General features: G+C 44.3%; 25 protein-coding genes and 1 pseudogene. All 26 read left to right on the top strand.

The features are described from left to right. Nucleotides 1-20 precede the first annotated feature (20 nt). The 26 genes and pseudogenes from ACZ5LF_RS05560 to ACZ5LF_RS05435 all read left to right on the top strand — a co-directional run bounded on the left by ACZ5LF_RS05560 (nucleotide 21) and on the right by ACZ5LF_RS05435 (nucleotide 25,856). Nucleotides 21-1,151, top strand: coding sequence for a THUMP domain-containing class I SAM-dependent RNA methyltransferase (locus ACZ5LF_RS05560; protein WP_380569478.1), 1,131 nt, complete (start codon nucleotides 21-23; stop codon nucleotides 1,149-1,151). Next, nucleotides 1,152-4,511, top strand: a complete 3,360-nt coding sequence (locus ACZ5LF_RS05555) for a dynamin family protein (RefSeq protein ID WP_380569477.1) — start codon at nucleotides 1,152-1,154, stop codon at nucleotides 4,509-4,511. Between the two features lie 3 nt (nucleotides 4,512-4,514). Continuing rightward, on the top strand, nucleotides 4,515-5,363 hold the full coding sequence (locus ACZ5LF_RS05550; protein WP_380569476.1) for a sulfurtransferase: 849 nt from the start codon (nucleotides 4,515-4,517) through the stop codon (nucleotides 5,361-5,363). Then, entirely contained in the window at nucleotides 5,353-6,225 is an 873-nt protein-coding gene (locus ACZ5LF_RS05545) for a 5'-3' exonuclease (RefSeq protein WP_380569475.1), read from the top strand. The genes ACZ5LF_RS05550 and ACZ5LF_RS05545 overlap by 11 nt, the downstream gene beginning before the upstream one ends. A gap of 10 nt (nucleotides 6,226-6,235) precedes the next feature. After that, a complete protein-coding gene (locus tag ACZ5LF_RS05540) occupies nucleotides 6,236-6,631 on the top strand; it encodes a ribonuclease HI family protein (RefSeq protein WP_380569474.1) in 396 nt (131 codons plus the stop codon). A 63-nt stretch (nucleotides 6,632-6,694) separates the two neighbouring features. Continuing rightward, on the top strand, nucleotides 6,695-6,868 hold the full coding sequence (locus tag ACZ5LF_RS05535; protein ID WP_380569473.1) for a zinc-finger domain-containing protein: 174 nt from the start codon (nucleotides 6,695-6,697) through the stop codon (nucleotides 6,866-6,868). A gap of 11 nt (nucleotides 6,869-6,879) precedes the next feature. After that, a pseudogene (locus ACZ5LF_RS05530) lies at nucleotides 6,880-7,991 on the top strand (conserved virulence factor C family protein). A 1-nt stretch (nucleotide 7,992) separates the two neighbouring features. After that, on the top strand, nucleotides 7,993-8,433 hold the full coding sequence (locus ACZ5LF_RS05525; RefSeq protein WP_380569472.1) for a BrxA/BrxB family bacilliredoxin: 441 nt from the start codon (nucleotides 7,993-7,995) through the stop codon (nucleotides 8,431-8,433). 211 nt (nucleotides 8,434-8,644) lie between these two features. Then, nucleotides 8,645-9,598, top strand: a complete 954-nt coding sequence (locus ACZ5LF_RS05520; RefSeq protein WP_380569471.1) for a thymidylate synthase — start codon at nucleotides 8,645-8,647, stop codon at nucleotides 9,596-9,598. 7 nt (nucleotides 9,599-9,605) lie between these two features. Further along, nucleotides 9,606-10,082 carry a dihydrofolate reductase gene (locus tag ACZ5LF_RS05515; RefSeq protein WP_380569625.1) on the top strand — a complete coding sequence of 159 codons (477 nt, stop codon included), beginning with the start codon at nucleotides 9,606-9,608 and terminating at the stop codon, nucleotides 10,080-10,082. A gap of 20 nt (nucleotides 10,083-10,102) precedes the next feature. Beyond that, complete coding sequence (locus ACZ5LF_RS05510) at nucleotides 10,103-10,651, top strand: DUF2140 family protein (RefSeq protein WP_380569470.1); 549 nt, start codon at nucleotides 10,103-10,105, stop codon at nucleotides 10,649-10,651. Between the two features lie 12 nt (nucleotides 10,652-10,663). Further along, entirely contained in the window at nucleotides 10,664-11,185 is a 522-nt protein-coding gene (msrA, locus tag ACZ5LF_RS05505) for a peptide-methionine (S)-S-oxide reductase MsrA (protein ID WP_380569469.1), read from the top strand. A gap of 1 nt (nucleotide 11,186) precedes the next feature. After that, a complete protein-coding gene (msrB, locus tag ACZ5LF_RS05500) occupies nucleotides 11,187-11,612 on the top strand; it encodes a peptide-methionine (R)-S-oxide reductase MsrB (RefSeq protein WP_380569468.1) in 426 nt (141 codons plus the stop codon). Nucleotides 11,613-11,645: 33 nt separating this feature from the next. Further along, nucleotides 11,646-12,146, top strand: a complete 501-nt coding sequence (locus ACZ5LF_RS05495) for a PTS sugar transporter subunit IIA (RefSeq protein WP_380569467.1) — start codon at nucleotides 11,646-11,648, stop codon at nucleotides 12,144-12,146. After that, the gene (locus tag ACZ5LF_RS05490) at nucleotides 12,146-12,367 is read left to right on the top strand and encodes a YozE family protein (protein ID WP_380569466.1); all 222 of its coding nucleotides are present in this window, start codon (nucleotides 12,146-12,148) and stop codon (nucleotides 12,365-12,367) included. The genes ACZ5LF_RS05495 and ACZ5LF_RS05490 overlap by 1 nt, the downstream gene beginning before the upstream one ends. A 30-nt stretch (nucleotides 12,368-12,397) precedes the next feature. After that, nucleotides 12,398-13,117 (top strand): purine-nucleoside phosphorylase, encoded by a 720-nt coding sequence (gene deoD, locus ACZ5LF_RS05485; RefSeq protein WP_380569465.1) that lies wholly within the window; start codon nucleotides 12,398-12,400, stop codon nucleotides 13,115-13,117. A 116-nt stretch (nucleotides 13,118-13,233) separates the two neighbouring features. After that, entirely contained in the window at nucleotides 13,234-14,820 is a 1,587-nt protein-coding gene (locus ACZ5LF_RS05480) for a S41 family peptidase (RefSeq protein WP_380569464.1), read from the top strand. A 99-nt stretch (nucleotides 14,821-14,919) separates the two neighbouring features. Beyond that, nucleotides 14,920-15,996 (top strand): undecaprenyldiphospho-muramoylpentapeptide beta-N-acetylglucosaminyltransferase, encoded by a 1,077-nt coding sequence (locus ACZ5LF_RS05475; RefSeq protein ID WP_380569463.1) that lies wholly within the window; start codon nucleotides 14,920-14,922, stop codon nucleotides 15,994-15,996. Beyond that, nucleotides 15,996-16,622 carry a phosphatase PAP2 family protein gene (locus tag ACZ5LF_RS05470; RefSeq protein ID WP_380569462.1) on the top strand — a complete coding sequence of 209 codons (627 nt, stop codon included), beginning with the start codon at nucleotides 15,996-15,998 and terminating at the stop codon, nucleotides 16,620-16,622. The genes ACZ5LF_RS05475 and ACZ5LF_RS05470 overlap by 1 nt, the downstream gene beginning before the upstream one ends. Nucleotides 16,623-16,807: 185 nt before the next feature. After that, a complete protein-coding gene (locus ACZ5LF_RS05465; RefSeq protein ID WP_380569461.1) occupies nucleotides 16,808-17,482 on the top strand; it encodes a response regulator transcription factor in 675 nt (224 codons plus the stop codon). Next, nucleotides 17,479-18,843 (top strand): HAMP domain-containing sensor histidine kinase, encoded by a 1,365-nt coding sequence (locus tag ACZ5LF_RS05460; RefSeq protein ID WP_380569460.1) that lies wholly within the window; start codon nucleotides 17,479-17,481, stop codon nucleotides 18,841-18,843. The genes ACZ5LF_RS05465 and ACZ5LF_RS05460 overlap by 4 nt, the downstream gene beginning before the upstream one ends. Nucleotides 18,844-18,955: 112 nt before the next feature. Then, nucleotides 18,956-21,730, top strand: coding sequence for a 2-oxoglutarate dehydrogenase E1 component (locus ACZ5LF_RS05455; protein WP_380569459.1), 2,775 nt, complete (start codon nucleotides 18,956-18,958; stop codon nucleotides 21,728-21,730). A gap of 14 nt (nucleotides 21,731-21,744) precedes the next feature. Next, nucleotides 21,745-23,025, top strand: a complete 1,281-nt coding sequence (gene odhB / locus ACZ5LF_RS05450) for a 2-oxoglutarate dehydrogenase complex dihydrolipoyllysine-residue succinyltransferase (protein WP_380569458.1) — start codon at nucleotides 21,745-21,747, stop codon at nucleotides 23,023-23,025. Nucleotides 23,026-23,110: 85 nt separating this feature from the next. Then, a complete protein-coding gene (locus tag ACZ5LF_RS05445) occupies nucleotides 23,111-23,317 on the top strand; it encodes a DUF6501 family protein (RefSeq protein WP_380569457.1) in 207 nt (68 codons plus the stop codon). Further along, entirely contained in the window at nucleotides 23,317-24,108 is a 792-nt protein-coding gene (locus tag ACZ5LF_RS05440) for an ATP-binding protein (RefSeq protein WP_344703059.1), read from the top strand. The genes ACZ5LF_RS05445 and ACZ5LF_RS05440 overlap by 1 nt, the downstream gene beginning before the upstream one ends. Before the next feature lie 74 nt (nucleotides 24,109-24,182). Beyond that, nucleotides 24,183-25,856, top strand: coding sequence for a vWA domain-containing protein (locus ACZ5LF_RS05435; RefSeq protein WP_380569456.1), 1,674 nt, complete (start codon nucleotides 24,183-24,185; stop codon nucleotides 25,854-25,856). Nucleotides 25,857-25,869 lie beyond the last annotated feature (13 nt).

Below are 25,869 nucleotides of genomic sequence, written 5' to 3'. Positions count from 1 at the left end.
AAAAAAGAGAGGGTTTTTAGATGCAATTCAAACTGCTGGCAAACACACCAATGGGCGTAGAGAAGGTCGTCGCCGATGAAATAGAGGCGCTTGGCTATCCTGCGACACTCGAAAATGGACGTGTCTATTTTGAGGGCGATGAAACGGCCATCATCCGGACGAACTTGATGATGCGCACAGCCGACCGTATCCGCATCATAGTCGGGGATTTTGAAACGACATCCTTCGACGATCTTTTTGAACAGACGAAGGCATTGCCATGGTCGGACATCCTCGGTCCAGCGGCTGCGTTCCCCGTTACAGGCCGTTCCCATAAATCGACGCTGTACAGTGTACCCGACGTACAACGCATCGTGAAAAAAGCCATCGTCGAACATCTTAAAGAAGCATTCAACATTAAAGGCAAGCTGCCTGAAAATGGCCCGAGATACAAGGTGGATATCGCCATACTGAAAGACCGGGCAGTGCTGACCATCGACACAAGTGGCGATGCCCTCCATAAACGCGGCTACCGTACGGGGCAGGGGGAGGCGCCGATCAAAGAAACGTTGGCCGCTACCATGCTCAAACTGGCCAATTATGACGGCTCGAAAACTTTGATAGACCCCTTTGCCGGTTCTGGTACGATCGTGATTGAAGCCGCGTTGATGGCGCTCAATATCGCACCCGGTTCGAACCGTACTTTTGATGCTGAAAAATGGGACATCATCCCGGAGGCGGATTGGCAGAATATGCGTATGGAGTTAGAAGAAGCGGCCCTTTATGAGCGGGACATCAAAATCATCGCCGCTGATATCGATCCTGAAATGATATCAGTCGCTAAGGATAATGCCTTAGAAGTCGGCCTGCAAGATGATATTGAATTCCTGGTGTCCGATATCCATGATTTTGAGATTGAAGATGAAGATGCCCAACTGGTGACCAATCCACCTTACGGCGAACGCATCGGGGAGGCAAAAGAAGTCGAAGAGATGTACAGACGGCTTGGCGATATGATGGTTGCCGACCCGACGCTGAGCGTCTATCTGATGACTTCAAATAAAATGTTCGAACATATAGTAGGGAAGCGTGCGACGAAGCGCCGTAAACTGTTCAACGGCTATATAGAGACCACGTACTTCCAATATTGGGGAAAGCGGGGGAATGAATAATTGTCTGGAACCGCTACCCTTGAAACCCTGTATAAACTACGTAAAGAGATTCTGAAGTCCGACAATGCATTTCTGGTGTCACAGATTGACCATGCCATTATGAAAACTTATAGGGGCCAGCTTGTATTTTCATTCATCGGTCATTTCTCTGCAGGGAAATCCAGTTTGGTCAATCATCTTCTTGACCGCGATATCCTGCCTTCATCGCCAGTGCCGACCACAAGCAACACCGTATCGGTGGAAATCGGTGAAGCGGAGGAGATCCAGGCCTTCATCGACCAATATAGATACATTCCACTGGAAGACTACAGCGCGCTCAGGGAGTTGAACACGGGTGACTTGGACATTGCGTCGATCTCGATGAAAGTAGCCCATCCAGTATTCAAGGAAAAGACGGTCTTCCAGGATACGCCGGGTGTCGATTCAAGAACCGACAGTCATGAAGACAGTGCCAACCGCTTCCTGCTGAACAGTGACTACATCTTCTTTACAGTCGAATACAATCACGTCGAAAGCGAACATAATCTAAGGCTGCTAAAAGAGATTTCAGAGATGAACATCCCGTTCTCCCTGATCATCAACCAGATCGATAAGCATGACGATGGGGAACTGGCCATGGACACCTTCATCGCACGCATCAAAAAGACATTGAGCCAATGGCGCATCATGCCGGAGAAAGTGTTTACAACTTCCATCTATGATTCCCCGCATAATGATGTAAAGGCGCTGGCTGCGCACATCTCACAAGTCGAATCGCACCGCGGGGCATATGAGGCGGCGTACCATGAACGTATTGTAGACAATATCGAAAGCCGTCAACTGTATTATCTGGATGACCAGATCTCTTCTCTACAGGAGCGCCTGGGACTTGAAGAAGGTGTCCAGAAAGAGGGTGTAGAGGACCATATCGATTATCTCGAAAAGGAAGATGACCAGAACAGGATTGCAGCACTTCACTCCGACCCAGACCAGTTGAAGACACATATACAGGATAAAGTGAAGGCAATCGCAAAGGACAGCTATCTATATCCCCACCCCGTGAAGTCCGCGATCACCGAATTTTTGAAGGTATTATCCGGCGACATCAAACCAGGGGGGTTCTTTGGCAAGCAAAAGAAGTACCAGTCACTATATGAGTCCCAGCGCACAAAGATCGGTGAGGAGATTCAACCCGTCATCCAATCTGAAATAAACGCCCCGGTGAATGCCTTCTTTGATACGCTCACTCTAGAAGGGGCGCCTTTCCGGTACATTTGGAATGATGAACTGCTGTCTGAGGAAGACATCACCACCCTTTCTTCCCAGTACATCATGAACTATTTGGACAAGTTGAAAGCCAGGATTGAAAAAGACGTCACCACATCTGCATTGGCGCATGCCGCCACATTATCCGCAGCCACTGAAGGGACACGGACTGAAGACCATTCGGATGAGATTGATGATGCGAAACATCTGGCGGCATTGCTTGCCTTGAAGGAGTCCCTAGGCACTGCCAACTACAGGCATTTCTATATCCATCTGGACGACGAGACCGACAAGCTTGAACTGACGGAAGCGGTGAGCCGTGATGTGGCCCGAACCGAAACGGAGCGCCCCGAATCGAGAGGGTATGAAGCACCTGCACCACAAAACATGGACATCGATCAGTTCGAATATCTCCTGAAGATCCTAAAACCGCATCCGCGCTATGCGGAGTTCGCTGCAATAATCAACGAGAAGCTCAAACGCATCCATGACGGTAAAGTCAACATCAGCGTCTTCGGTGGCTTCAGCGCCGGCAAAACGACGTTCATCAATGCATTGATGGGTCAGGCCCGACTGGCTGCAAGCCCGAATCCGACCACCGCGACAATCACTGAGATATCGAACGTGGGCGAGTCGCGGGCACTCTATAAGACAGAAGCGGATATCGTCCAGTCGCTTCAAGTGATCACCAATCAGGAGGGTCAGTCCATCACTGATTTCATCCCTTGGATCAAACGCCATAAAAATAATGTCAAAGAAGCCTACATTCCGTTCCTAAACGGCATATTGACGCATTACGACGCCCATCGTGATGATCTGGGCAAGGAAATCAGCATGTCCGAAGATAAACTTATAGAAAAGATCAGTGCAGACGAAGAAGCGATCTTCATCCATAAGGCATATCTGGCCGTCGATAATGAATTGACACAGCGCTTTTCCATCGTCGATTCACCAGGCATCAACTCGATCAACGAACGCCATACAGAGGAGACGCACCACATCATCTCAGACAGTGATATGATCATATACGTCTCCTACTACAATCATGTCTTCAGCCGTTCCGATGAGCGCTTCCTACAGTATATAAAATCGATAAAAGGCAGCGCCTTCCCGATCATCTTCATCATCAATGCGGTGGATCTGATGCGGACCGAGGCAGACTTGGAAAAAGTCATGGACTATACCCACGAGTCGCTTGATCACCTCGAGATCAGCCATAAAGTATTCCCGGTCTCGAGCAAACAAGCAGTGACGTCCCATAATGCTCAGTTTGAAGCGGCCAAGGCGGAAATCACCGAGATTGCCAACAATAATGCCATAGGCATGCAGTATCAGTCGCTTAGGGAAACGGCCAACCAGCTGGAAGAAGCAGTGGCTTCCAATATGCGACGGTACCACAATCAGAATGAGGAAAAGGATCGCATTGAAACGCTTCGGCGTCGTCTCCTTGAAACGCTTGCCGACTACAGTGCACAGCAATTTGCACATACCCTGCAGCAGGAGATTGACATCATCCTCTCCCATACTGAAAAGCAGCTGAAGCTTAAACTCTACGATTACTTGAAATACTTGATATCGGCTGCGGACATAAAAGAACGGAATTTCATCGCTGACAATCTGACGGCGCTCTCCAATGACATCAACCAGCACCTTGGACTTGAACTTGCCACAAGTTTCAACGCAGTCTACCACAAGGCTGATGCCGAGCTGATGCAGTCCTTGACAGCCATCAACGAAGACTTGGGCAAAGCCATGATCGCCAGCCGTATTGAAGACGGCCGTGTGCCGAGGCCACAGCCGGAACTGCGCATCAAACCGCAAGTCCTGTTGGACCATCAAAAAGCGCTGCATAAATCGAGAAGCCAACCTAAAGCATTCAGGAGCCTGCTACTCGAGCTGTCCGAGGCGATTGTCGGCTCCATCGATTTCGAGGCGCTAAAAAAGGAGCTAGTGCAGATGGCAGATGAGTATCTGACAGCCAAAGACGCCGTTTTGGACGATGAACTCACCACTGTCTCACACGCATTGAATGAACCGCTTGCTGATATCAGCGAAACGGACTATGAAGAAGACCAGGCACTTTTCGAACAACTGAGAAGGCATAAAGGAGATTAAAAAATGATTATCGACAGTACCGACAATAATCTACGTGGCACACAGTTCATGCCCATCGATTGCCGTAATGTCATGGATGATCTAGATGCATCCGCCGCGATGGTGGCAGACACACCATATCTAGGCCTCCATATTCCCCAAAAGCCATGGATGTTCACATCAGAAGGCCTAAATGAAGGGCGTCATCCCATACCACCGGGCTCAGTGGTAGGCGGACTTTATGATGCACTGAAGCAAGACACGGATGCCGAACTGCTTCTGTTGGATAAGGAGGACGCATTCTTTCATACACGCCTCTATTATCTATTCCAGCTATACGGTTTCCATGCCATGCTGTGGAATGACGCGTGCGAGAACCTAAAAGATTCCGGCCTCACGCTACTGGAGCACACGCCTTCCTTCCCGGATGAAGTTGATGAATCCCGTGAGGTACAGCCTCCAGATGTATCGATGCTCGCCACACTAGAAGACGTGGAGCATGCTGTGGGCATTGATGATGTGCTGCTGATCGACGTCAGGGCACATAACCGCTACCTCGGTGACACGGAGCCGATCGACTTTAAGAAAGGGCATATACCAGGCGCTGTAAATATCCCGTATTCCGACGTCTTTGAATCAGGCCGCTTGAATATAACCAGTCTGGAGCACCTCAGGCCCTTCCTGTCGGAATTCAGGGAACTCATAGTCTATTGCGGCTCGGGCATGAGTGCGACCCCGCCTTATTATGTACTTGAAAGCATGGATTTGCCGGTACGCCTCTATGGCGGCAGCTTCTCGGAATGGATCCGCCATCACGATGTGGAGACCGGTGTGTCGACCATGCATGAAAGGATGGCAAAATTTGAAGGATAAAAATCTGATCATAGACGGCATGGCGCTCCTGTTCCGTCATTTCTACGCCACCAGTTTCAGGCAGCAGTTCATGTACAGTGCCTTCGACAGGCCGACCAACGGCGTGCAGGGGGTTGTGCGCCATGTCTTCAAGCTGGTTGAAACCGTACAGCCGACCCGACTCATCATCACATGGGACATGGGGTCACAGACGATCCGCAACGACTGGTATCCAGACTATAAAAAGAACCGCACAGCCCCGCCTGATGAGCTGATTCCGCAATTCGACCACATCAAGGAAGTATTTGATGACTTAGGCATCTTCCAAATCGGCATCAGGGGCTACGAAGCGGACGACATCATCGGTACGCTGTCGACCACGTTCGATGATGTCGTCATGGTCAGCGGTGACCGCGACCTCCTTCAGCTTCTGGATGAAGAGAATGAGCTGTGGCTGACGAAGAAAGGCTATACCGAGTACCATCACTATACAAAAGAGCGTTTTATACTGGAACATGGCATCACCCCTCGGCAATTCATCGATGTCAAGGCGCTGATGGGGGATGCAAGTGACGGCTATAAAGGCGTCAAAGGCGTGGGTGAGAAAACCGCATTCAAGCTGATACGGGAATATGGCAATATAGACAATATGCTGACTAATCTCGACACCCTGACACCAGCACTGAGAAAGAAGATTGAAGCGGATATGGCATCTTTGAGGATTGCCCACCAGCTGGCGAAGATCATTACCGATGTCCCGCTTGACGCAAGGGAGATAAGTGAATCGAGCATACTGCGCCTATCCCTTCAGGACGTCGATCAGGTGCTCTTGGCACATGATCTGTCCATCGCCAGAAAATATGTAGGGAAGCTCGGTCTCTAGGAGGGTCTGTATGACACGTGTATATATAGATGCAGCAGCCGGCACCAACCCGAAGGCTGCTGCCGGCGCTGTAGTCTTCAAGGATGACGCTGGACAAAAAGAATTCACCGCTTATCTCGGGGAGATGGATAACCATGAGGCGGAGTGGGCGGTTTTGGAATTTGCGGTAGATAAGGCGCTTGAGCATGGATATCGTTCACTGATCATCCACACCGATTCAAAGGTCATTGCAGATAGCTTCGATAAAAACCACGTCAAAAATAAAGTGTTCCGAAAATATTTTATGAGTGTTTCAGATAAGTTAGGGGAAATGGCTTTGTTCATCATCAGTTGGACCCCGAGGAATAAAAATAGACACGCTGATGCACTCGCTAAAGACGCACTGTTCAGGCACCGGAAAAACTGATTGTGTGGCCCTGCCTTTTGTTATGGAAGGAACTTCGTTATAATCAGTGGAGGAGGTTGAAAAGTGAACACAGATGTACTTGAAAAAATTAATGATCTAGAAGAAAAGTACTGTCATGGCTGCCTTCTCAAAGAATTGAACCGTTCCGAAGGCAGCAGGACAGCTGCACATAATTTCTGCATCCATGAGTGTTCGGTCGGCATTTCGATACGGACGCATGGCAATAAACTTCAATAGGAGGATATATAATGGAAATCGTAAAAATTGAACCGACACCAAGTCCCAATACAATGAAAATCACTGTGAGTGAAGAGAAGAAGGAAATGAAGTCATCGACTTACCGCGCTGTTTCAGATGAGGCACCTGAGTTCATCAACCGCGTACTTGAATTGGAGGATGTCACAAGCGTCTTCCACGCCCTCAATTTCATCTCGGTCGACAAGTCACCGAAGGCGGACTGGGAGACGCTCATTCCTCAGATCGAGCAAACTTTCGATTCCAATAATGACGATGAAGTAAAAAAAAACTAGAATCTGAAAATGCTTTTGGCTCCGTCTCAGCCCAGGTGCTTACCTTCAAGGGCATACCCTACCAGATCAAGCTCAACGATGGCCAGGAACACCGCAGGCAGCTGCCAGAACGTTTCACCGATGCCGTGGAAGCGGCAACCCTTCCTGAAGACAACATCATAATGCTCAGGAAATGGGAGGACTATGGCACCAGATACGGGGAACCCGAATCAATCTTCGAAGAGTTGACTGAAGAGCTTGAGGCGCTCCATGACGATGAAGTGCTTAAGACCATGGTGGAGGAAGCAAAGACAAAGAAGGCCCCGGAGCCAAAACGCTACTTCAAGGTGGAGAAGTCCGAATTCACTGCACGCGACAACTGGAAGGAACGCCTGTGGCTGCTTAATCATATGGAGACACCCACACAGGATGATTATCCCGTCCTATCCATCGCCCTGGAAGATGAAAAGATGCAGATCAGGCGGGAAGCGGTGAGTCTGCTGGCAATGATTGAGGAGCGTGAGACGCTGCCTTACCTTAAGAAAGCCTTGCAGGATCGTTCCGTACCTGTCAGACGGACTGCTGGTGATGCATACAGTGACCTTGGATACGAAGAAGGATTGCCGGATATCTATCCTCTACTCGGCGACAAGAGCCCGATCGTAAGGTGGCGTGCAGCAATGTTCATATATGAGGTCGGCGATGAAGAGAGCCTGTCTCATTTGAAGGCGCATAAAGATGATCCGCAGTACGATGTACGACTGCAGATCGAAATGGCCATCACCCGTATAGAGCAGGGCGAAGAAGCCCTCGGCAGCGTATGGAAGCAAATTCAGGAAAGGGAGCGATAATATGAACGCCTATGAAGAGTACATGAAGGAAATGGCACGTCCGATGCGTGAAGAATTGACTGGCATGGCTTTCAATGATCTTACTACAGCAGAAGAAGTCGATCGGTTCATGAAGGGCATCGGCAAAGATGAAACCGCCTTTGTGGTTGTAAACAGTGTCTGTGGTTGTGCAGCGGGACTCGCACGGCCTGCTGCCGTAACTGTAGCGGAACAGAACCCCATCAAGCCGGATCATAAGGCAACGGTGTTCGCCGGCCAGGACAAGGAAGCGACTGAACGTATGCGCGAGTACATCGGTCAAGCGCCTTCCAGCCCTTCCATGGCCCTTTTCAAAGGGGATGCACTTGTTCATTTCGTGCCCCGGGAAAATATCGAGGGCCGGGATGTGCATGACATCATGATGGACTTGAAGGAAGCGTTTGATGAAAATTGTTCAAAATAAAAACAGGAAAGGCCAAGCCTTTCCTGTTTTTATTGGATAGGATCTACTCAAAAATACTCATCGACATCAAATAGAGAGCAAGAAGAGTGAGACCGACCGTCATAAATATTTCCATGATCGACACCCCAAATCAAATAAATTTTTAACTATTTTAACTGTATTCAATGTATATTATATATAAAGACGTCCAAAAAGAAAAGGGGAGGATCTAATGAATACTTTTGATGATACGTACCATGACCTTATGAGAAAAATCAAAAGCGAGGGCAGCTACAAGGATGACCGCACCGGAACCGGCACCTATTCGTTGTTTGGCCATCAGATGCGCTTTGACCTTAAAGAGGGATTCCCGCTACTGACAACCAAAAAGGTGCTTTTCAAAATGCTTGCAACAGAATTGATATGGTTCATACGCGGGGATACGAACATACGTTTCCTACTTCAATACAACAATAACATATGGAACGAGTGGGCGTTTAAAAATTGGGTCGAATCCGCAGAATATGAAGGCCCGGATATGACCGATTTCGGACGCCGTGCGCTGGAAGATGCATCATTCAATGAAACATACAAGAAAGAAATGACGCGTTTTAAAAATAAGATACTGGAAGATGATGCGTTTGCCGAGAAATACGGTGATCTTGGAAATGTCTATGGCAAGCAATGGCGTCATTGGCAAGGCCCGGACGGCTCATTTACGGATCAGTTGAAGAATGTAGTCGAAAGCATCAAAAAGAATCCAGATTCAAGGAGACACATCGTTACGGCGTGGAATCCTGCCGAAATCGACGGTATGGCATTGCCGCCATGCCATGCCTTCTTCCAATTCTATGTAAACGATGGTAAGTTGAGCCTGCAGCTCTATCAAAGAAGCGGAGATGTTTTCCTAGGCGTACCATTCAATATAGCAAGCTATGCGCTTCTGCTTGAGCTTGTCGCACGGGAGTGTGGTCTGGAGGCACATGAATTCATCCATACGTTGGGGGATGCACATATCTACACCAACCATATGGACGCAGTAAATGAACAGCTCGCCCGTGAGAGCTTCAGCCCTCCTAAAATCAAAATAAAAGGCAATAGATCAATGTTCGAACTGGAATATGAAGATTTCGAGGTCATCGACTACGAAAGCCACCCTTATATCAAGGCACCAATAGCCGTCTAGGAGGAGAATCATGATATCTTTAATAGTCGCTTACGCCGACCAATCTGTAATTGGTTTTAAAAACAAAATGCCCTGGCATCTTCCCGAAGACCTTAAACATGTAAAACAACTGACGGAAGGGAATACAATCGTCATGGGACGTAAGACATTCGAGTCCTTGGGGCGTCCCCTGCCGAATAGGCGCAATGTGGTATTGACGCGCGATGAAACTTTCAGTGCAGAAGGCATTGATGTCATCAATCATACTGATGCAATCAATTCTTTGGAAGGAAAAGTATTTATCTTTGGAGGTAGCACCGTCTATAATCAGACGATGCACCTTGTAGAGGAAATGCACATCACCCGTATTCACAGGCGCTTCGCTGGTGATACCTTCTTTCCCGATTATGATCCTTCTGAATGGGAACTGGTCGATAAGATTGAGGGGATTCAAAATGAAAAGAACAGATATCCTTATGAATTCCTGCACTATAGACGCAAGTGAAGAAGGAGGGGAGTTGGGGTTTGAACATTTGGAAGACTTTCTTCTCAATACTGCTGTCCATCAATATTCTGTTCATCATATGGATAGCCATTACATTCAGCAATTCATATGATCTGCCTGATGAGAAAAATGGTAATTATAACACAGCAGAATCGGGTATAGAATTGAAGATGACCAATCAAGCAGTGCAATCCATCCTCAATGATGCAATCGATGAGGAATCCATTCAGGTTTCGGTGGGTGAAGCGGGTATCTATTTTAAGGCTGTGCAGGATGTACTTGGCATTGAAATAGAAACTTCTTTGAATCTTGAACCCGTCTCTACAGGTGAAGAGGTCGTCTTTGCCGTAAAGGATATCGATGTTGGCGATCTGCCGCTCACCCAAGATATGTTCTACTCAATCATCAAAAATCAAAGCGATCTCCCAGAGGGCATCCGTTTTGATGATGATGAGCGTGCATTATTGATCAACACCAAAACATTAACGCAGGATTTTAAAATGGAAGTGGAAGTCGAAAAGATTGATTACCAGAATGACGAGTGGTACTTTTCAATAACAAATGATTAAGAGGTGAGTAATTTGTCAACAGCTACACTAGCAGGAGGATGCTTCTGGTGCCTGGTCAAACCATTCGACCAATTTGATGGTGTCAATTCCGTCGTGTCCGGCTATTCGAATGGACATGTGGAAAACCCTACGTACCAGCAAATCTCAACCGGCACAACAGGACATGTCGAGGCTGTCCAGATTGATTTTGATGAAACTGTAATGTCTTACGAAAAACTATTGAATATCTTTTTCCAGACTTTCGATCCAACTGATACAGAAGGTCAGTTTGGTGATAGAGGCCCGCAATATGCACCGGCAGTTTTCTATCATGATGACAAGCAAAAAGAAATTGCGGAATCTGTAATTGCAGATTTGGACAAGCAGAATATATTCAATGATCCGATAAAAACACCTGTTTTACCTTACAAAAACTTCTATAGAGCTGAAGAAGAACATCAGGATTTCTATAAAACGAACAGTGCCCATTATAATGCATACTTTAAGGGCTCCGGCAGAAAAGCATTCATCGAAAAGCATTGGGGGATGAAATAAAATGGCAATAGGACGTCATGAATCAGAGCTATCACCAGAAGAATATAGCGTAATGAAAGAGAATGGAACTGAACCACCATTCCAGAATGAATATTGGAATCATTACGAGGATGGCCTTTATGTCGATAAATTGAAAGGCACACCGTTATTCACTTCAAGGGACAAATTCGCTTCCGATTGCGGTTGGCCAAGTTTTGCCAAAACAATTTCAGAAGATGTAAGTGAAAAGTTCGATGATTCCTTCGGGAGGCATAGAATAGAAGTAAGGAGTGAAGCTTCAGACAGCCACCTTGGCCATGTCTTCGAAGATGGCCCCAAAGAACTGGGGGGCTTGCGCTACTGCATCAATTCAGCCGCTATGGACTTCATACCGAAAGATGAACTCGAAGAAAAAGGTTACGGTGAATACCTTAAATTATTCGATTGAATTTCAAATCCATTTTGATAGGAGAGTAAAATTATGTTCAAAAATCTATTTGGTAAAAAAGACAACACTGAGAAGGAATTGGAAATTACGAGTCCGTTAAACGGTGAATATATACAACTTGAAGATATCCCAGACCCGGTCTTCGCCGAAAAAATGATGGGCGAAGGGTTTGGGGTCAAACCTTCCGACGGCGAAGTCGTTGCGCCCGTTTCCGGGACGGTCATGCAAGTATTTCCGACAAACCATGCAGTTGGGCTCAGAACTGCCAATGGACTTGAAGTTCTGATCCATATCGGTCTTGAGACCGTAGCGATGAAAGGTGAAGGCTTCACAGGACATGTTTCAGAAGGAGATTCCGTCGAAAAAGGGGATCCACTTGTCACTTTCGATATGGAACTGGTAAAATCAGAAGCGAACAGCACCATTTCTCCTGTCATCATCACGAATAGTGATATGCTGGATGAATTCAAGGTTGAGGATGTCACCAACTTAAACAGGGCCGACACTGTAGTTGTGACTGCTACCGTCAAGTAATGAAGAATCATTCATTCTACCAGTATATGAAAACAAGGAAAGGTGAAAACTCATCAATCGGAGGTTTAGCCGAACATATCTTAAACGATCCCATGTTCCCGAAATATTCCACGGAATATTCTGAGGTTACGGAATATCTTGAGAACAATCCATATGAAGATATGCCGCTTTCGCATTTTGATACTGCTTTTGACGATTACCTCAACTGGTTGCAGCATTAAAACAACTTAAGATAAAGGAGCAATAAAACAATGAGTATTCATATCAATGCCAAAAAAGGTGATATTGCCGACACTATACTACTGCCGGGAGATCCACTGCGTGCAAAATACATCGCCGAGAACTTCTTGGATGATGTCACTTGCTATAACGAAGTCCGTAACATGCTTGGATTTACAGGTTACTATAAAGGAAAACGCATTTCTGTCCAGGGGACTGGTATGGGAGTACCTTCGATCTCCATTTACATCCACGAGCTTATGGACGAGTATGGCGTTAAAAACCTGATACGTGTAGGAACTTGCGGCGCTATTCAAAAAGATGTCAAAGTAAGGGATGTTATACTTGCCCAAAGTGCATCAGGTGATTCCTATCAGAACCGTAAACTTTTCAAGAACATCGATTTTGCTCCAACATCCGATTTCGAATTGCTGCTCTCAAGTTATAATGAAGCGCAGAAGAAGGGCATGAATGTTAAAGTCGGAAATATATTCACAGCTGACTCCTTCTATGACGAGAATGGCAATATTGAACAGTTGGCGGAATATGGAGTATTGGCGCTTGAAATGGAATCCACTGCATTGTTTACAATCAGTAAAAAGTTCAACGCCAGGGCGCTTTCCATTCTGACGGTTTCCGATCACGTATTAACGGGTGAAGCAACCTCAAGTGAAGAAAGACAAACTTCTTTCAATGAAATGATAGAGGTTGCCTTAGAAGCAAGCCTGCCGTTCATTGGAAAAGCAAAATAATTCCAAAAGAAAGGAAAGGTGTCGAGACCTTTCCTTTTTACATATATTTGTTTAATTTTCATCTTTAAACTGATAAACTGTTACTTAATTATTCAAGTAGAAATTAGGTGTAGATTTTGAAAGAAGAGCATGATTCCAATAATTCCCGCAAAGTCGGGGGCAAACATATAAATATCAATTTTTTCTGGTTTCTCATCATAATACTTACTTCCATCATACTTTCTGCAGTCATTACTGCGTTGAGTCTTGAAGCAGGCAATGAAAAAGCAGTTAATGTAGGTACTGATACCAGGAGCGAGTTTTCCAAACTCTATAGTGTCTATGACACCATCACCGACAACTACTACGAGGATGTTGACAGGAACGCACTGATAGAGTCATCAATACAGGGAATGGTTGAAGGTCTCGACGATCCATACAGCGAGTACATGAATAACGAGGAAATCGCCTCGTTCGAGGAATCCGTCAGCGGAGACTTCGAAGGTATAGGGGCAGAAGTGATGCAGGAAGGCAGTCGCATTATCATCACATCTCCAATGCGTGGTTCTCCGGCTGAAGAAGCCGGGGTGGAGCCGGGCGATGAAATACTCGCAGTTGACGATGAGCCAGTAGAAGGTATGAATGTGCAAGAAGCAGTTCAACTTATCCGCGGGGAGAAAGGTACGGATGTCACCCTCACTCTTGCAAGAAATGAAGGGGACCCATTTGAGATTACGATCACCCGTGATACCATCCATATCGATAGTGTTACTTATGAAGAGGTAGACGGAGTCGGTCATATCAGCATAAACAGGTTCCAAAGAGGCACCAATGACGAATTCGAAGCTAAATTGAATGAAGCTGCAGAAGCTAATATTGAAGATCTGATCATTGATTTCAGATATAACCCAGGCGGTCTCCTGGATGAGGCAGTCGGCATGATCAACCAATTCGTCGATGAAGGGGAAACTGTACTTTACCTCGAAGAGAATGGGGGAGAACGAAAGGAAATTACAGCCCCTGGGCCTTCAAATGACAACACGGACGACTTTAATCTATATATACTGATTAATGAAGGTTCAGCGAGTGCCTCCGAAGTATTCACGGGAGCGATGGACGATCTGACTGATGTCACAATTGCCGGTACAGAGTCGTTCGGTAAAGGCATCGTTCAACAGACAATCGAATTCGGTGATGATTCCCTTCTCAAGTACACCGATACAAAATGGCTTACGCCAGAAGGCGATTGGATTCACGAAAAAGGCATCACACCGGATATCCGACTATTGAACCCTGATTATTATAGGGTTGAGATGCTTGGGCCTGATGAAGTCTTTACAGAAGGCATATCTGATGAATCTGTTCCTTCCATCAAGGTTGCGCTCGATACCCTTGGATATCCAATGGACGATTTTGACGAATCCTACGATAAGAAGCTGACGAAAACAGTAAAGAAATTCCAAGCTGATAATGATCTCGATCAGACAGGCAACGTCACTGGCGAAACAGCCACTGCCATAATGAGTGAGTTGCGGACCTACATCAATGAAAACGATGCGCAGCTCAATTATCTTGTGGATTATATCAACGGTGAGTTTACACGTTCTGAAATCGAAAAGTATGCAAAAGAACATGCGGAAATACTTGAAATTCAGAAACCGGAAGAAGACGATTCAGAAGAAAGTTCTGAAGAGTCCCCTGACGAAGAAGATACAGAAGAATAATCCAGGAGCCGTATGAACATAATGTTTATGCGGCTTCTGATTGTACAGCAAGTTAAAATAGTTTAAAGTAATTACAATAGAACAGTTATGGAGGAAAGTATGGAACTTAAAAAAAGAAAAGTTGCCCTTACCGGCGGCGGCACTGTGGGACATGTTATGCTTAATAAACTGATGATCCCATGCCTTATAAACCGGGGTATAGAACCTATCTACATCGGCTCGAAAAAAGGCATTGAGAAAGAAATAATCGGTGCAACGTCGATTAAGTATTACAATATTTCAAGTGGTAAGTTAAGACGCTATTTTTCAATGGAGAACCTTAAAGATGTAACGCGCGTTGCAAAGGGAATCGGTGACGCCAGAAAAATCCTTAAGAAGGAGAAGGTGGAATTTGTATTTTCAAAGGGTGGCTTTGTCAGTGTGCCTGTAGTACTGGCTGCCAGATCACTCGGCATACCTGTATATATCCATGAGTCTGACATTACACCTGGCCTGGCAAATAAAATTGCCGTTAAATTTGCCACACAGATTTTCGTCACATTCAAAAAGACCCTAGACTACCTACCACAAAATAAAACTGAATACCTAGGCCCTGTAATACGTGACGAATTGGCACGTGGATATGATGATATTGGATATGAACTTACAGGCTTCACTCCTGAAAAACCTGTAATGATAGTGATGGGAGGGTCACTTGGCGCGAAATCAATCAATAACTTCATCAGGAAGAATCTCGACGTGCTGACTAATGAATGGCAAATTATTCATCTGTGCGGCAGAGGTAACTACATTGAAGGGCTTGATAATTCGAATTATAAACAATTTGAATTCGTCAAAAAAGAATTGCCGCATCTTATGAAAATTTCCAAGATTGCAGTTGGCCGCAGTGGCTCCAATGCAATCTACGAGTTTTTACTGAATGAGAAACCAATGATTCTCATCCCACTCCCCAAAGGACAAAGCCGGGGAGACCAGGTTGAGAACGCAGAGTATTTTAAAGAGAAGGGGTACGCGGAAGTCATTGATGAAGAAGGTCTCGGCATAGATACCTTCCAAGAGGCCGTGAACCGCATTCGAGACGATGAAGATGAGATACTTGCCAGAATGAAGCAATTTGATGCAGGTTTCCGTCCAAAGGACCTGGTGGATATGCTGGTGGATAAGGAGGTGGATTAATGAGCCGCACAAAGAAATTCTCGCTTTTCATGGTATTTGTCCTGATTTTCGGCACCATTGCCCTGTTCCATGAATCACGGGTCGGCCGGTGGGTGGATAAAGAAGTTTACGAACTCATCTATGCTTCCGAGAGTTTCATCACTACAGCATTGATGCTTGGCTTTACCCAAGTCGGGGAAGTCCTTTCAATGATCATATTATCAGTGGTGATGATTACCATATTGATGCTCTATAGATTGAAGTTTGCAACTTTGTTTCTGATCATATCCATGCTCTCAAGCAGTATACTTGTCCCGGTGCTGAAAAATTCCTTTGATAGGGAAAGGCCTTCGATGCTCCGATTGATAGAAATTACAGGATTCAGTTTCCCGAGTGGCCATGCAATGGGTTCGACCATTTTTTTTGGCTCGTTGATGGTTCTGGTGAAAAACAGTTCTCTGGATCACAAGACCTTACTTTATAGTCTTGGAGCGTTTTTTATAATAATGATTTCATCATCACGAGTTTATCTAGGCGTACACTATCCAACTGATGTAATAGCTGGGATAGTCGGAGGTCTCGCTGTAGTGGCAGGTACAAGTTTTATTATGCATAAAAAGCTTGACAGAACTCGTCTACAACGATAAAATTTTAATTGAAAATGATTCTCAATGAGAATAAGCCCCCCTTATTAATCTAATCATTTTCAAAAACTATATATCCTTTCTAAGTGGTATGGCTGAAAAACAGCCATACCACTTTTTGTTGCTATCCTTTCTTAGAAATGAAGATTAGTGATATGATATGTAAAAAGAATGATAGGAAGATTACGATGAAACAAATACTTGTAGTCGAGGATGAGCTTAATCTAGCCCGTTTTATAGAACTTGAGTTGACCCACGAAGGGTATGGGGTCACGTCATCTTCAGATGGAGAAGATGGGTTGAGGAAAGCAATGGAAAATGATTATGACTGTATCCTCCTTGATCTCATGCTGCCCGGATTAAACGGCCTTGAAGTATGTAGAAGGCTAAGAAAGGAAAAAGATACTCCCATCATCATCATCACCGCAAAAGGGGAGACATACGATAAAGTCATAGGTCTTGATTATGGCGCCGATGACTATATTGTCAAACCTTTTGAAATCGAGGAGCTCCTCGCAAGAATCAGAGTGATTATGAGACGCTCACCATCTCAGGTGAATGCAAGCGAGATACTCAGTACCAATGGCATCAAGATAAATTCCGACGCCCACCATGTCTCCGTTGACGACAATCCAATCGAATTGACGAAGACCGAATATGATCTTCTGTATCTGCTGATGAAGAATGCCGGTATCGTGCTCCAAAGGGAGACGATTCTAGACCATGTATGGGGATATGAAAGTGAAGTTGAAACGAATGTAGTGGATGTCTACATCAGATACTTGAGGAATAAATTGAAGCCCTACAATAAGCACAAGCTGATTGAAACTGTAAGGGGAGTCGGGTATGTGATACGGACATGAATAAGAAATCGTTGAAGTATAAATGGCTGAGGCTATCTACTCTGATCATATCAGTAACCTATCTGATCTTCAGTTCGATGCTCATATATTTCACCAGTATATATTTGAAGGATCAGGAGTACCGTTCAGTCGATAGAAGCATTGAAGAATTGGAAAGCTTATATGAAACGCAGCCGATCAACACCATAAGCCAGGATGAAGTATATTCAAGCCTATATGACAGACAGAAGATGATTCTCTATACCCAAGGTGGCGAGGAAGTCTTCAGCGCCACTACCGGTATACCGATGAAACTCGATATTGATTTTGAAGCTGTTTCTGAACGGGAAATAAAGGAATCTGAAATCGATCAGGAAGATTTTCTTATCGGCAGCACCAAAATTGATTCACAGTATTGGGATGGTTACATTTCAGTCATACACCCCTTGAATTCATACAACTCAGTAATTCGCATGATGATGTTCATAGCAACAGTAGTTGGTTTCATGTCTATCCTTTTCACTTCCGTCATCAGCTACTTTTTCTCCAATAGGATGGTACGCCCAATAAGGAAGATTGCGAACCAATTGAAACGGATTGAGGAACAAGGATTTTCTGAACGTCTGAAGATCACAACCAACTCAGAAGAAACGGACTATATGATAGATTCATTCAACCACCTGATGGATTCACTGGAACAATCCTATAATCAACAGAAACAATTTGTCGAGGACGCCAGTCATGAACTACGGACTCCCCTCCAGATTATCCAGGGGCATTTGAAATTAATAAGCAGATGGGGGAAACATAAGCCTGAAGTTCTTGATGAGTCATTGGGCATATCCATCGACGAACTGAGACGGATTAATAAATTGGTCGAAGAACTGTTGATCTTGACAAAAAATGAAGGTAAACCCGACATGAATATGGAGAAGGTAGATATTAACGAAGAGGTCAGAAGCCGTGTTGAATCTATGAGGAAACTCCATTCTAATTATACTTTCACACTTGACTTGGAAGAAGAACCGATCAAATATATGATCAACCCCTACCACCTCGAACAGATACTCGTCATATTTCTTGATAACGCCATAAAATATGATAAAGATAGATGTCACATAATGATTACTACAGAAATGAAAGAAGATCATTTTGACATAGTCATCATGGATCATGGCATTGGAATACCGGAAAAGGAAATCGAAGCCATATTCGATAGGTTCTATAGAGTGGATAAATCAAGGAGTAGAGAAATGGGAGGCAATGGACTCGGCCTTTCAATCGCGAAAAAGCTTATTGAAAGCTATAGGGGAAATGTCTGGCTGGAAAGCGAAGAAGGACAGTTTACGAAGGTAACAATCCGTTTTTATATGAAAAAGTGACCTAAAGTAGCTTATTCTATGTTTTGCTCTTATTATTGGCTTTAAAACCTTATTCTATAGTGCTAAAATGGAGCTGTATAAGTTAAAAAGATTCTAAAGAGGGTGTGGCAAAATGCAGGAGAAAGAACTTGAGAATGCCCCGGTACGTTTCGGCGCTAACATGGGAATGCTTCTCGAGCTTCATGAAATGTATCAGGAAGACCCAAACAGTGTAAGCGAAGAAATGCGATTCCTGTTTGAAAATCTCGGCTCGGGTGGTGCTGTTGCCGATTCTTCGGGAACTGACCATAAGAAGGTGAAGAATCTACTTCATCTCATCGACAATATAAGGCTATTTGGACATTTGAAATCGGAAATCTATCCCGTGTATGATCCTGATATAAAAAATGTGCCAAGTTTGGATTTCAAAGATTACGATCTGACTGAAGAAGATCTGAAAAACATGCCTGCTACCGTTGTCAGTGAATATCTAAGCGATGACAACGATAATGCTTATGAAGCATTAATGCAGCTCCATGACCTTTACACTGGACCGATTGCATACGAATACATGCATGTCAATGACACTGAGGAACGTCAGTGGTTCAAGGAGATGATTGCAGATCAACGTAATTTTGAAATGTCGGATGATGAAAAAAAACATCTCTTCAAAATGCTGGCTAAAGTAGAAGGTTTTGAAAAGTATATTCACAAAAACTTCGTTGGTGCGAAAAGGTTTTCTATTGAAGGCCTTGACTCCATCGTTCCTATGCTTGATCATCTGCTCACTCTTATGGCAGGGCAGGGAATACCAAACCTTCAGATCGGTATGGCCCACCGTGGCCGCCTGAATGTACTGACGCACATTCTTGAAAAGCCATATGAAATGATGATTAGTGAATTCATGCATACTGATCCCATGAAATTCCTTCCTGAAGATGGTTCCCTGGAAATTACACAGGGTTGGATGCGTGATGTCAAATATCACCTTGGCGGCGCTAAAACGCGTTCTGACAAAGGTCTTGAGCAACGCATCACCCTCGCCAACAACCCAAGTCACCTTGAAGTCGCGGGCCCTGTAGTCCTCGGCAGAACAAGGGCACAGCAAGAGGCGACGAACCTTGCTGGCCGTCCAGAACAGGATACCAACAAAGCAATTGCCGCAATCATCCATGGAGATGCCGCCTTCCCGGGACAGGGGATTGTGTACGAATCACTCAACCTGGGTAAATTGAAGGGCTATTCAGTCGGTGGTTCCCTGCATATCATTGCGAATAACAGAATAGGCTTCACAACTGAAGAAACAGATGCAAGGTCAACTGTCTATGCTTCAGACCCTGCACTTGGTTTCGACCTCCCTGTGATACATGTCAATGCGGATAAGCCAGAACATGTCTTGCGTGCAATGGAGATCGCCTTGAGATATAGGCAGCAATTCCGTAAGGATATCGTCATAGATGTAATCGGCTATAGAAGATACGGCCATAACGAGATGGACGAACCATCCGCTACAAACCCACTTCTCTACAAAGAAGTCAAGTCGCGGGAAACTCTTGAAGAGCTTTACGGTTCCAGACTCGTTGAGGAAGATATTCTTTCTGAAGATGAGAAGCAGGAAATTATCCAGAGTGTATTTGATGAAATGAGAGCGGCACACGATGCCATCGATAAAAATGATACCAATATAGATGGTGACCTCAAAGCTCCCGACTCGGTGATGGAAGGTCAAGACAGCGACCCTGAAGATAACATTTCAAGGGATAGGCTCCAACAGATTAATGACGCACTCCTCGATTATCCGGAGAATTTCACTGTGTTCAAAAAGCTTTCCAAAGTATTGGACCGCCGCAAAAAACCTTTTGAGGATGATAAGGATCTCGTGGACTGGGCGCATGCTGAAGCACTCGCTTTCGCTACAATCAACCAGGATGGCACTCCTATTCGTCTGACAGGACAAGACTCCGAAAGGGGTACATTCGCCCAAAGGCATGCGGTACTCCATGACCCGGAAAGTGGTGAAGAACTTGTCCCTCTTCACAATATTGAAGACCTGAGTGCCTCATTCGATATACACAACTCACCATTATCCGAAGCTGCTGTAGTCGGTTTTGATTATGGCTATAATATTGAACATAAAAATGTTATGACGATATGGGAAGCACAGTATGGTGACTTTTCAAACATGGCACAAGTGTTATTTGATAATTTCCTATCGTCTGGGAACGCCAAATGGGGAGAAACTTCCGGCATGACCCTCTTCTTGCCGCATGGACAGGAAGGTCAGGGCGCGGAACACTCTTCAGCACGACTCGAGCGGTACCTTCAGCTTGCGGCAGAGAATAATATGACGGTTGCAAACTTATCCAGCGCATCCAATTATTTCCACCTATTGCGTAAGCAAGCTCAATACATGGATACCGATAAGATGAGACCTCTCGTTCTGATGACACCAAAAAGCCTGCTCCGCAACGCAATAGTGAGTGAGCCGGTAAGTGCATTCACTGAAGGTCAATTCAGGGAAGTAATCATTCCTTCCTACAAAAAGACAAAAGTTAAAAAAGTATTAATTGCAAGCGGAAAAATGGCAGTAGACCTTCTTGCTGAACAAAAGGATAATCCTGACGATGAAACCATTGTTGTAAGGCTGGAGCAGATTTATCCATTCCCATCCGAACAGCTGAAAGATCTATTGGATGATCTAAAAAATCTCGAAGAAGTGAGGTTTGTTCAGGAAGAACCGAAAAATATGGGTGCATACCATTATGCGTTGCCACTATTGCTCGAGGTCCTCCCTGAAAAAGTGGAATTGAACTACATTGGAAGATTGAGACGGGCATCTCCTGCTGAGGGCGATGGAGAATCCTATAAACTGATACAACAAAAAATAATCGAAACTGCTTTTAAATAATAGGAGGTTAAAAAATGGCTGAAGTAAAAGTACCGGAACTAGCTGAATCCATAACAGAAGGAACGATTGCGACTTGGTTAAAACAAAAAGGCGACTATGTTGAAAAAGGTGAAAATATCCTTGAACTGGAAACTGATAAAGTCAACGTAGAAGTGATCAGTGAAGAAGCTGGTACCCTTACTGAACTGAAAGCTGAAGAAGGGGATACGGTTGAGGTCGGACAAGTCATTGCTATAGTTGACGAAAGCGGTAAAGCGGACTCTTCTGATGAACAAGCTTCAGAGAGTTCCTCTGAAGATGAAAATTCTCAACCAGAACAAAAGAAAGAAGAAGCGCCTGCCAAAGAAGAGACAAAATCCGAAGAACCAGCGACATCAGAATCTTCTTCTGATGATGAACATGTAGTCGCTACCCCTTCTGCCCGCAAAATGGCACGTGAAAAAGGCATCTCAATCAGTGATATCAATGCTGCCGATCCACGCGGGTTGGTGAGGAGCCAAGATGTCGAGAACCATGGCATTAAACCTGCCGAAGAAAAAGCACCAAAACAAACACAACAGCCTAAGGCACAAGACTCGGGCAAACCTGAAAAGCCGGTAGTAAGGGAGAAGCTTTCACGCAGAAGGCAGACTATTGCCAAGCGTCTGCTGGAAGTTTCCCAGAATACTGCCATGTTGACGACATTCAATGAAGTTGACATGACAAATCTGATGGAACTCAGAAAACGTAAAAAAGAAGAGTTTCAAGAACGTCATGATGGTACCCGTCTCGGGTTCATGTCATTCTTCACTAAAGCTTCAGTAGCAGCACTAAGAAAATACCCAGCGGTAAATGCTGAAATTGATGGAGACGATCTCGTACTCAAACAGTTCTATGACATCGGTGTTGCAGTATCGACTGAAGAAGGGCTTGTAGTGCCTGTCGTAAGGGACTGTGATCGTAAGACATTCGCTGAAATAGAGAGTGGCATTGCAGATATGGCGAAAAAAGCTCAAAATAAAAAGTTGGGTCTCGATGATATGACCGGCGGCTCGTTCACAATAACAAACGGTGGCGTCTTTGGATCACTGATGTCCACGCCTATCATCAATGGTACTCAAGCAGCCATTCTTGGAATGCATACCATTCAAAAACGACCTGTTGCAATAGATGATGAAAATATGGAAAACCGCCCAATGATGTATATCGCACTAAGCTATGACCACCGGATAATTGATGGCAGAGAAGCAGTCGGTTTCCTGAAAACGATTAAAGATCTTGTAGAAAATCCTGAAGATCTACTTCTTGAAGGCTGATAATATATTTTGTGTCAGGCGTCCATGTGACGCCTGACTTTTTTATGTTAGAATCATATTAAATAAAATGACTGGAGAGATTGATATGTTACATGAAACATGGTACGAAAATGACTTGGGTACAGTAAAGGTAGTGCACACAGATGCCGAAAAATATAAAGTTTCTGATATGTTGACTGTTGGTGAAACTTATAGAATGGTGAACGAAACTGAAGAATATATATTCGTCATAGATAATTCCGGAAAAGTCGGCGGCTATTACAAGACATATTTCGAAAAAGTGGAATCATAATGGCTATTCGTTTTCTCCATAATGATGAAACCATATATGAAGATTCGAAAATAATAATGTCTCTGAATAAAAATCTCCTGCTCAAAGGGCCGACCGGTTCGGGAAAGACCAGACTTGCTGAAAATTTAGCTGAAGATATGAATAGTTCCATGTACAGCATCAATTGTTCAGTGGATGTAGATATAGAATCTTTGCTTGGTTTCAAGACAATCGAGTATATCGATGGCAAGCAGGAAGTCGTATTCGTGTCGGGACCCGTCATACAGGCGATGAATGAAGGGGCAATTCTCTATATAGATGAGATAAATATGGCGAAACCGGAAGTTTTGCCTATATTGAATGCCGCTTTGGACTACCGCCGAACCATTACCAACCCTTTAACAGGTGAAACAACGACGGCAAAGGATGGATTTAATGTCATTGCCGCGATAAATGTCGGATATGTCGGAACAATGCCCATGAATGAAGCGCTACTCAACCGGTTCAACGTAATCGAACTCGGTTATGTCTCGAGAGAGGCACTGACTGAAGTTCTGAAAGCACAAAGCTTACAACAAGAGGAATCAGTCATTGACGCAATCACTCTTTTCCATACTGATCTCGTTACCATGACAGAACAGGGGCAGATTTCACAGGAAGCTTCCAGTGTCAGGAGTCTGATTGACCTCGCAGACTTGTCAACTAAAATACCTATAAACCGAGCGTGTCGCCGCACAATCATTGACAAGCTCGATAGTAACCAGGAGAAGAAGGCGATTTTAAATGCAGCTGAGTTACGCTTTGGAAGGTGAGGAATATCGCTTATTCATTTATTAAATTCAACGATGAAGTTATAGATTCAAAAATTATGATGGAGTTGACGGATTTGACGCGCCTTCTGCTCAAACAGGAAAAAACTACTGTCATGGTGCGTAAGTTCAGTTACTTCAACCCAGTTGATAATGTCTTCAATCTCAGTTTCTTTTGGAAACATAGACAGGATATATCCGAATTGGAAGGATTCAGGTACGATATCCTGACACGTTATCCTTCCATTTTTATATTTGATTATGCTTTATACAGCAAAATGAAAGAGGAATCCAGGTTTACCCAACAGATCTTTCTTTCGCTGGAGTATAACCGTACTAGAAAATATGCACTACAAGAACGTCCATTAATAGTACACATGATTGGTCCAGGTGACACTATCATGATGAGGGAGTATGAAAAACCTTCCAAAAGTGATGCCGAGAAGTTTTTAAAAGGATTTAATGTAGCCATTTTAAAATCGGAAGATTCATTTTATTTCATGGATGAATATTTTAATATCATCACCCATTCCACTGCCGAAAGTATAAAGCTCGCAATAGAGATGACAGATTATTTGTCCAGGTACATCTCAGTGTCTTCCAAGTTTCAGATTCATGATATGCCGTTCAGTGAAATCGAGTCAGCCATCCGAAAAGATGATTTACGGAAGGATGCACAGAAACTAGAAAGCAAATCCAATGAAGACCAACAGGATGAGATGAGGCAGATAGATACTAAAACGGATAGGGATGCGGGGCAGGCTAACATGATTGGTGAGACGGGCGACAACGCATCCCACAAAAACGATCATGGAAAGCAAAATGATTATAATGATGATGTTGATGATTACCACGAAGGTTTCGGCACAAATACTGGTGATAACCACTTCATGGACTCCTATTCTGCCAACCACAATGCCGTCCTGAATATTGTGCAACCTAAAATAAATCTCACGAATTACACGGATTACAAATCATTATATGATATCTATCACTCTACAGCCCGGAAAATCATTCTAGAGATCATGCAGATTCTTGATTACAAGATAAATTCTATACAAGATAACCGATCTTCAGGTAGGCTCATGAAAAATCCGGTAGGGCCAATGATTACAGGTAGCCATAAAGTTTTTACAAAGAAAAATACTGAATCGAGAGAAATAGATGCTGCATTTACTCTTATCATCGATCAATCTTTCTCTATGATGGAGAATCTCGAAGGGTGCCGTAATGGGGCAATCATCATCAACAATGTGTTAAAGACGCTTGAAATCCCTCATCGTATCATTTCGCACCATGAAGATACATTTGAGGTCATGAAAAATCACTATCCCAACACCATCTATGAACATATGGATTTCGAGCGCTCCAAATATTACTATCCTGTTTCTTTATTAAATATTGAAGCTTCGGGTGATAATAGGGATGGTATGATCTTGAGGCATGAGATGGAGCTTTTAAATAGGCGTAATGAAAAGAATAAGTTCATCATTATGTTTTCAGATGGATTGCCAAGCGCAGAAGAATATAATCAGAGCGGTATAATTGACACTCATGAAGCTGTGCAGGAAGCAGCTAAAAATGGTATAGGAGTAATCAATATCTTCATAAACCAAGATAATGAAGAAAATACATTAGAAGCCATAAAAAATATATATGATACTAATGTTGTCATTGTTGACGATGCTGAAGATATCGTATATGTTCTGCCGCAACTTATGCAAAGACTGCTGACACAGATGTTATTGTAATAGTCTGTGTCTT

The organism is Salinicoccus siamensis, from assembly GCF_055391965.1.
Note: the sequence above shows the minus strand (reverse complement) of the source record. Positions and strands in the feature narration are given on the sequence as shown.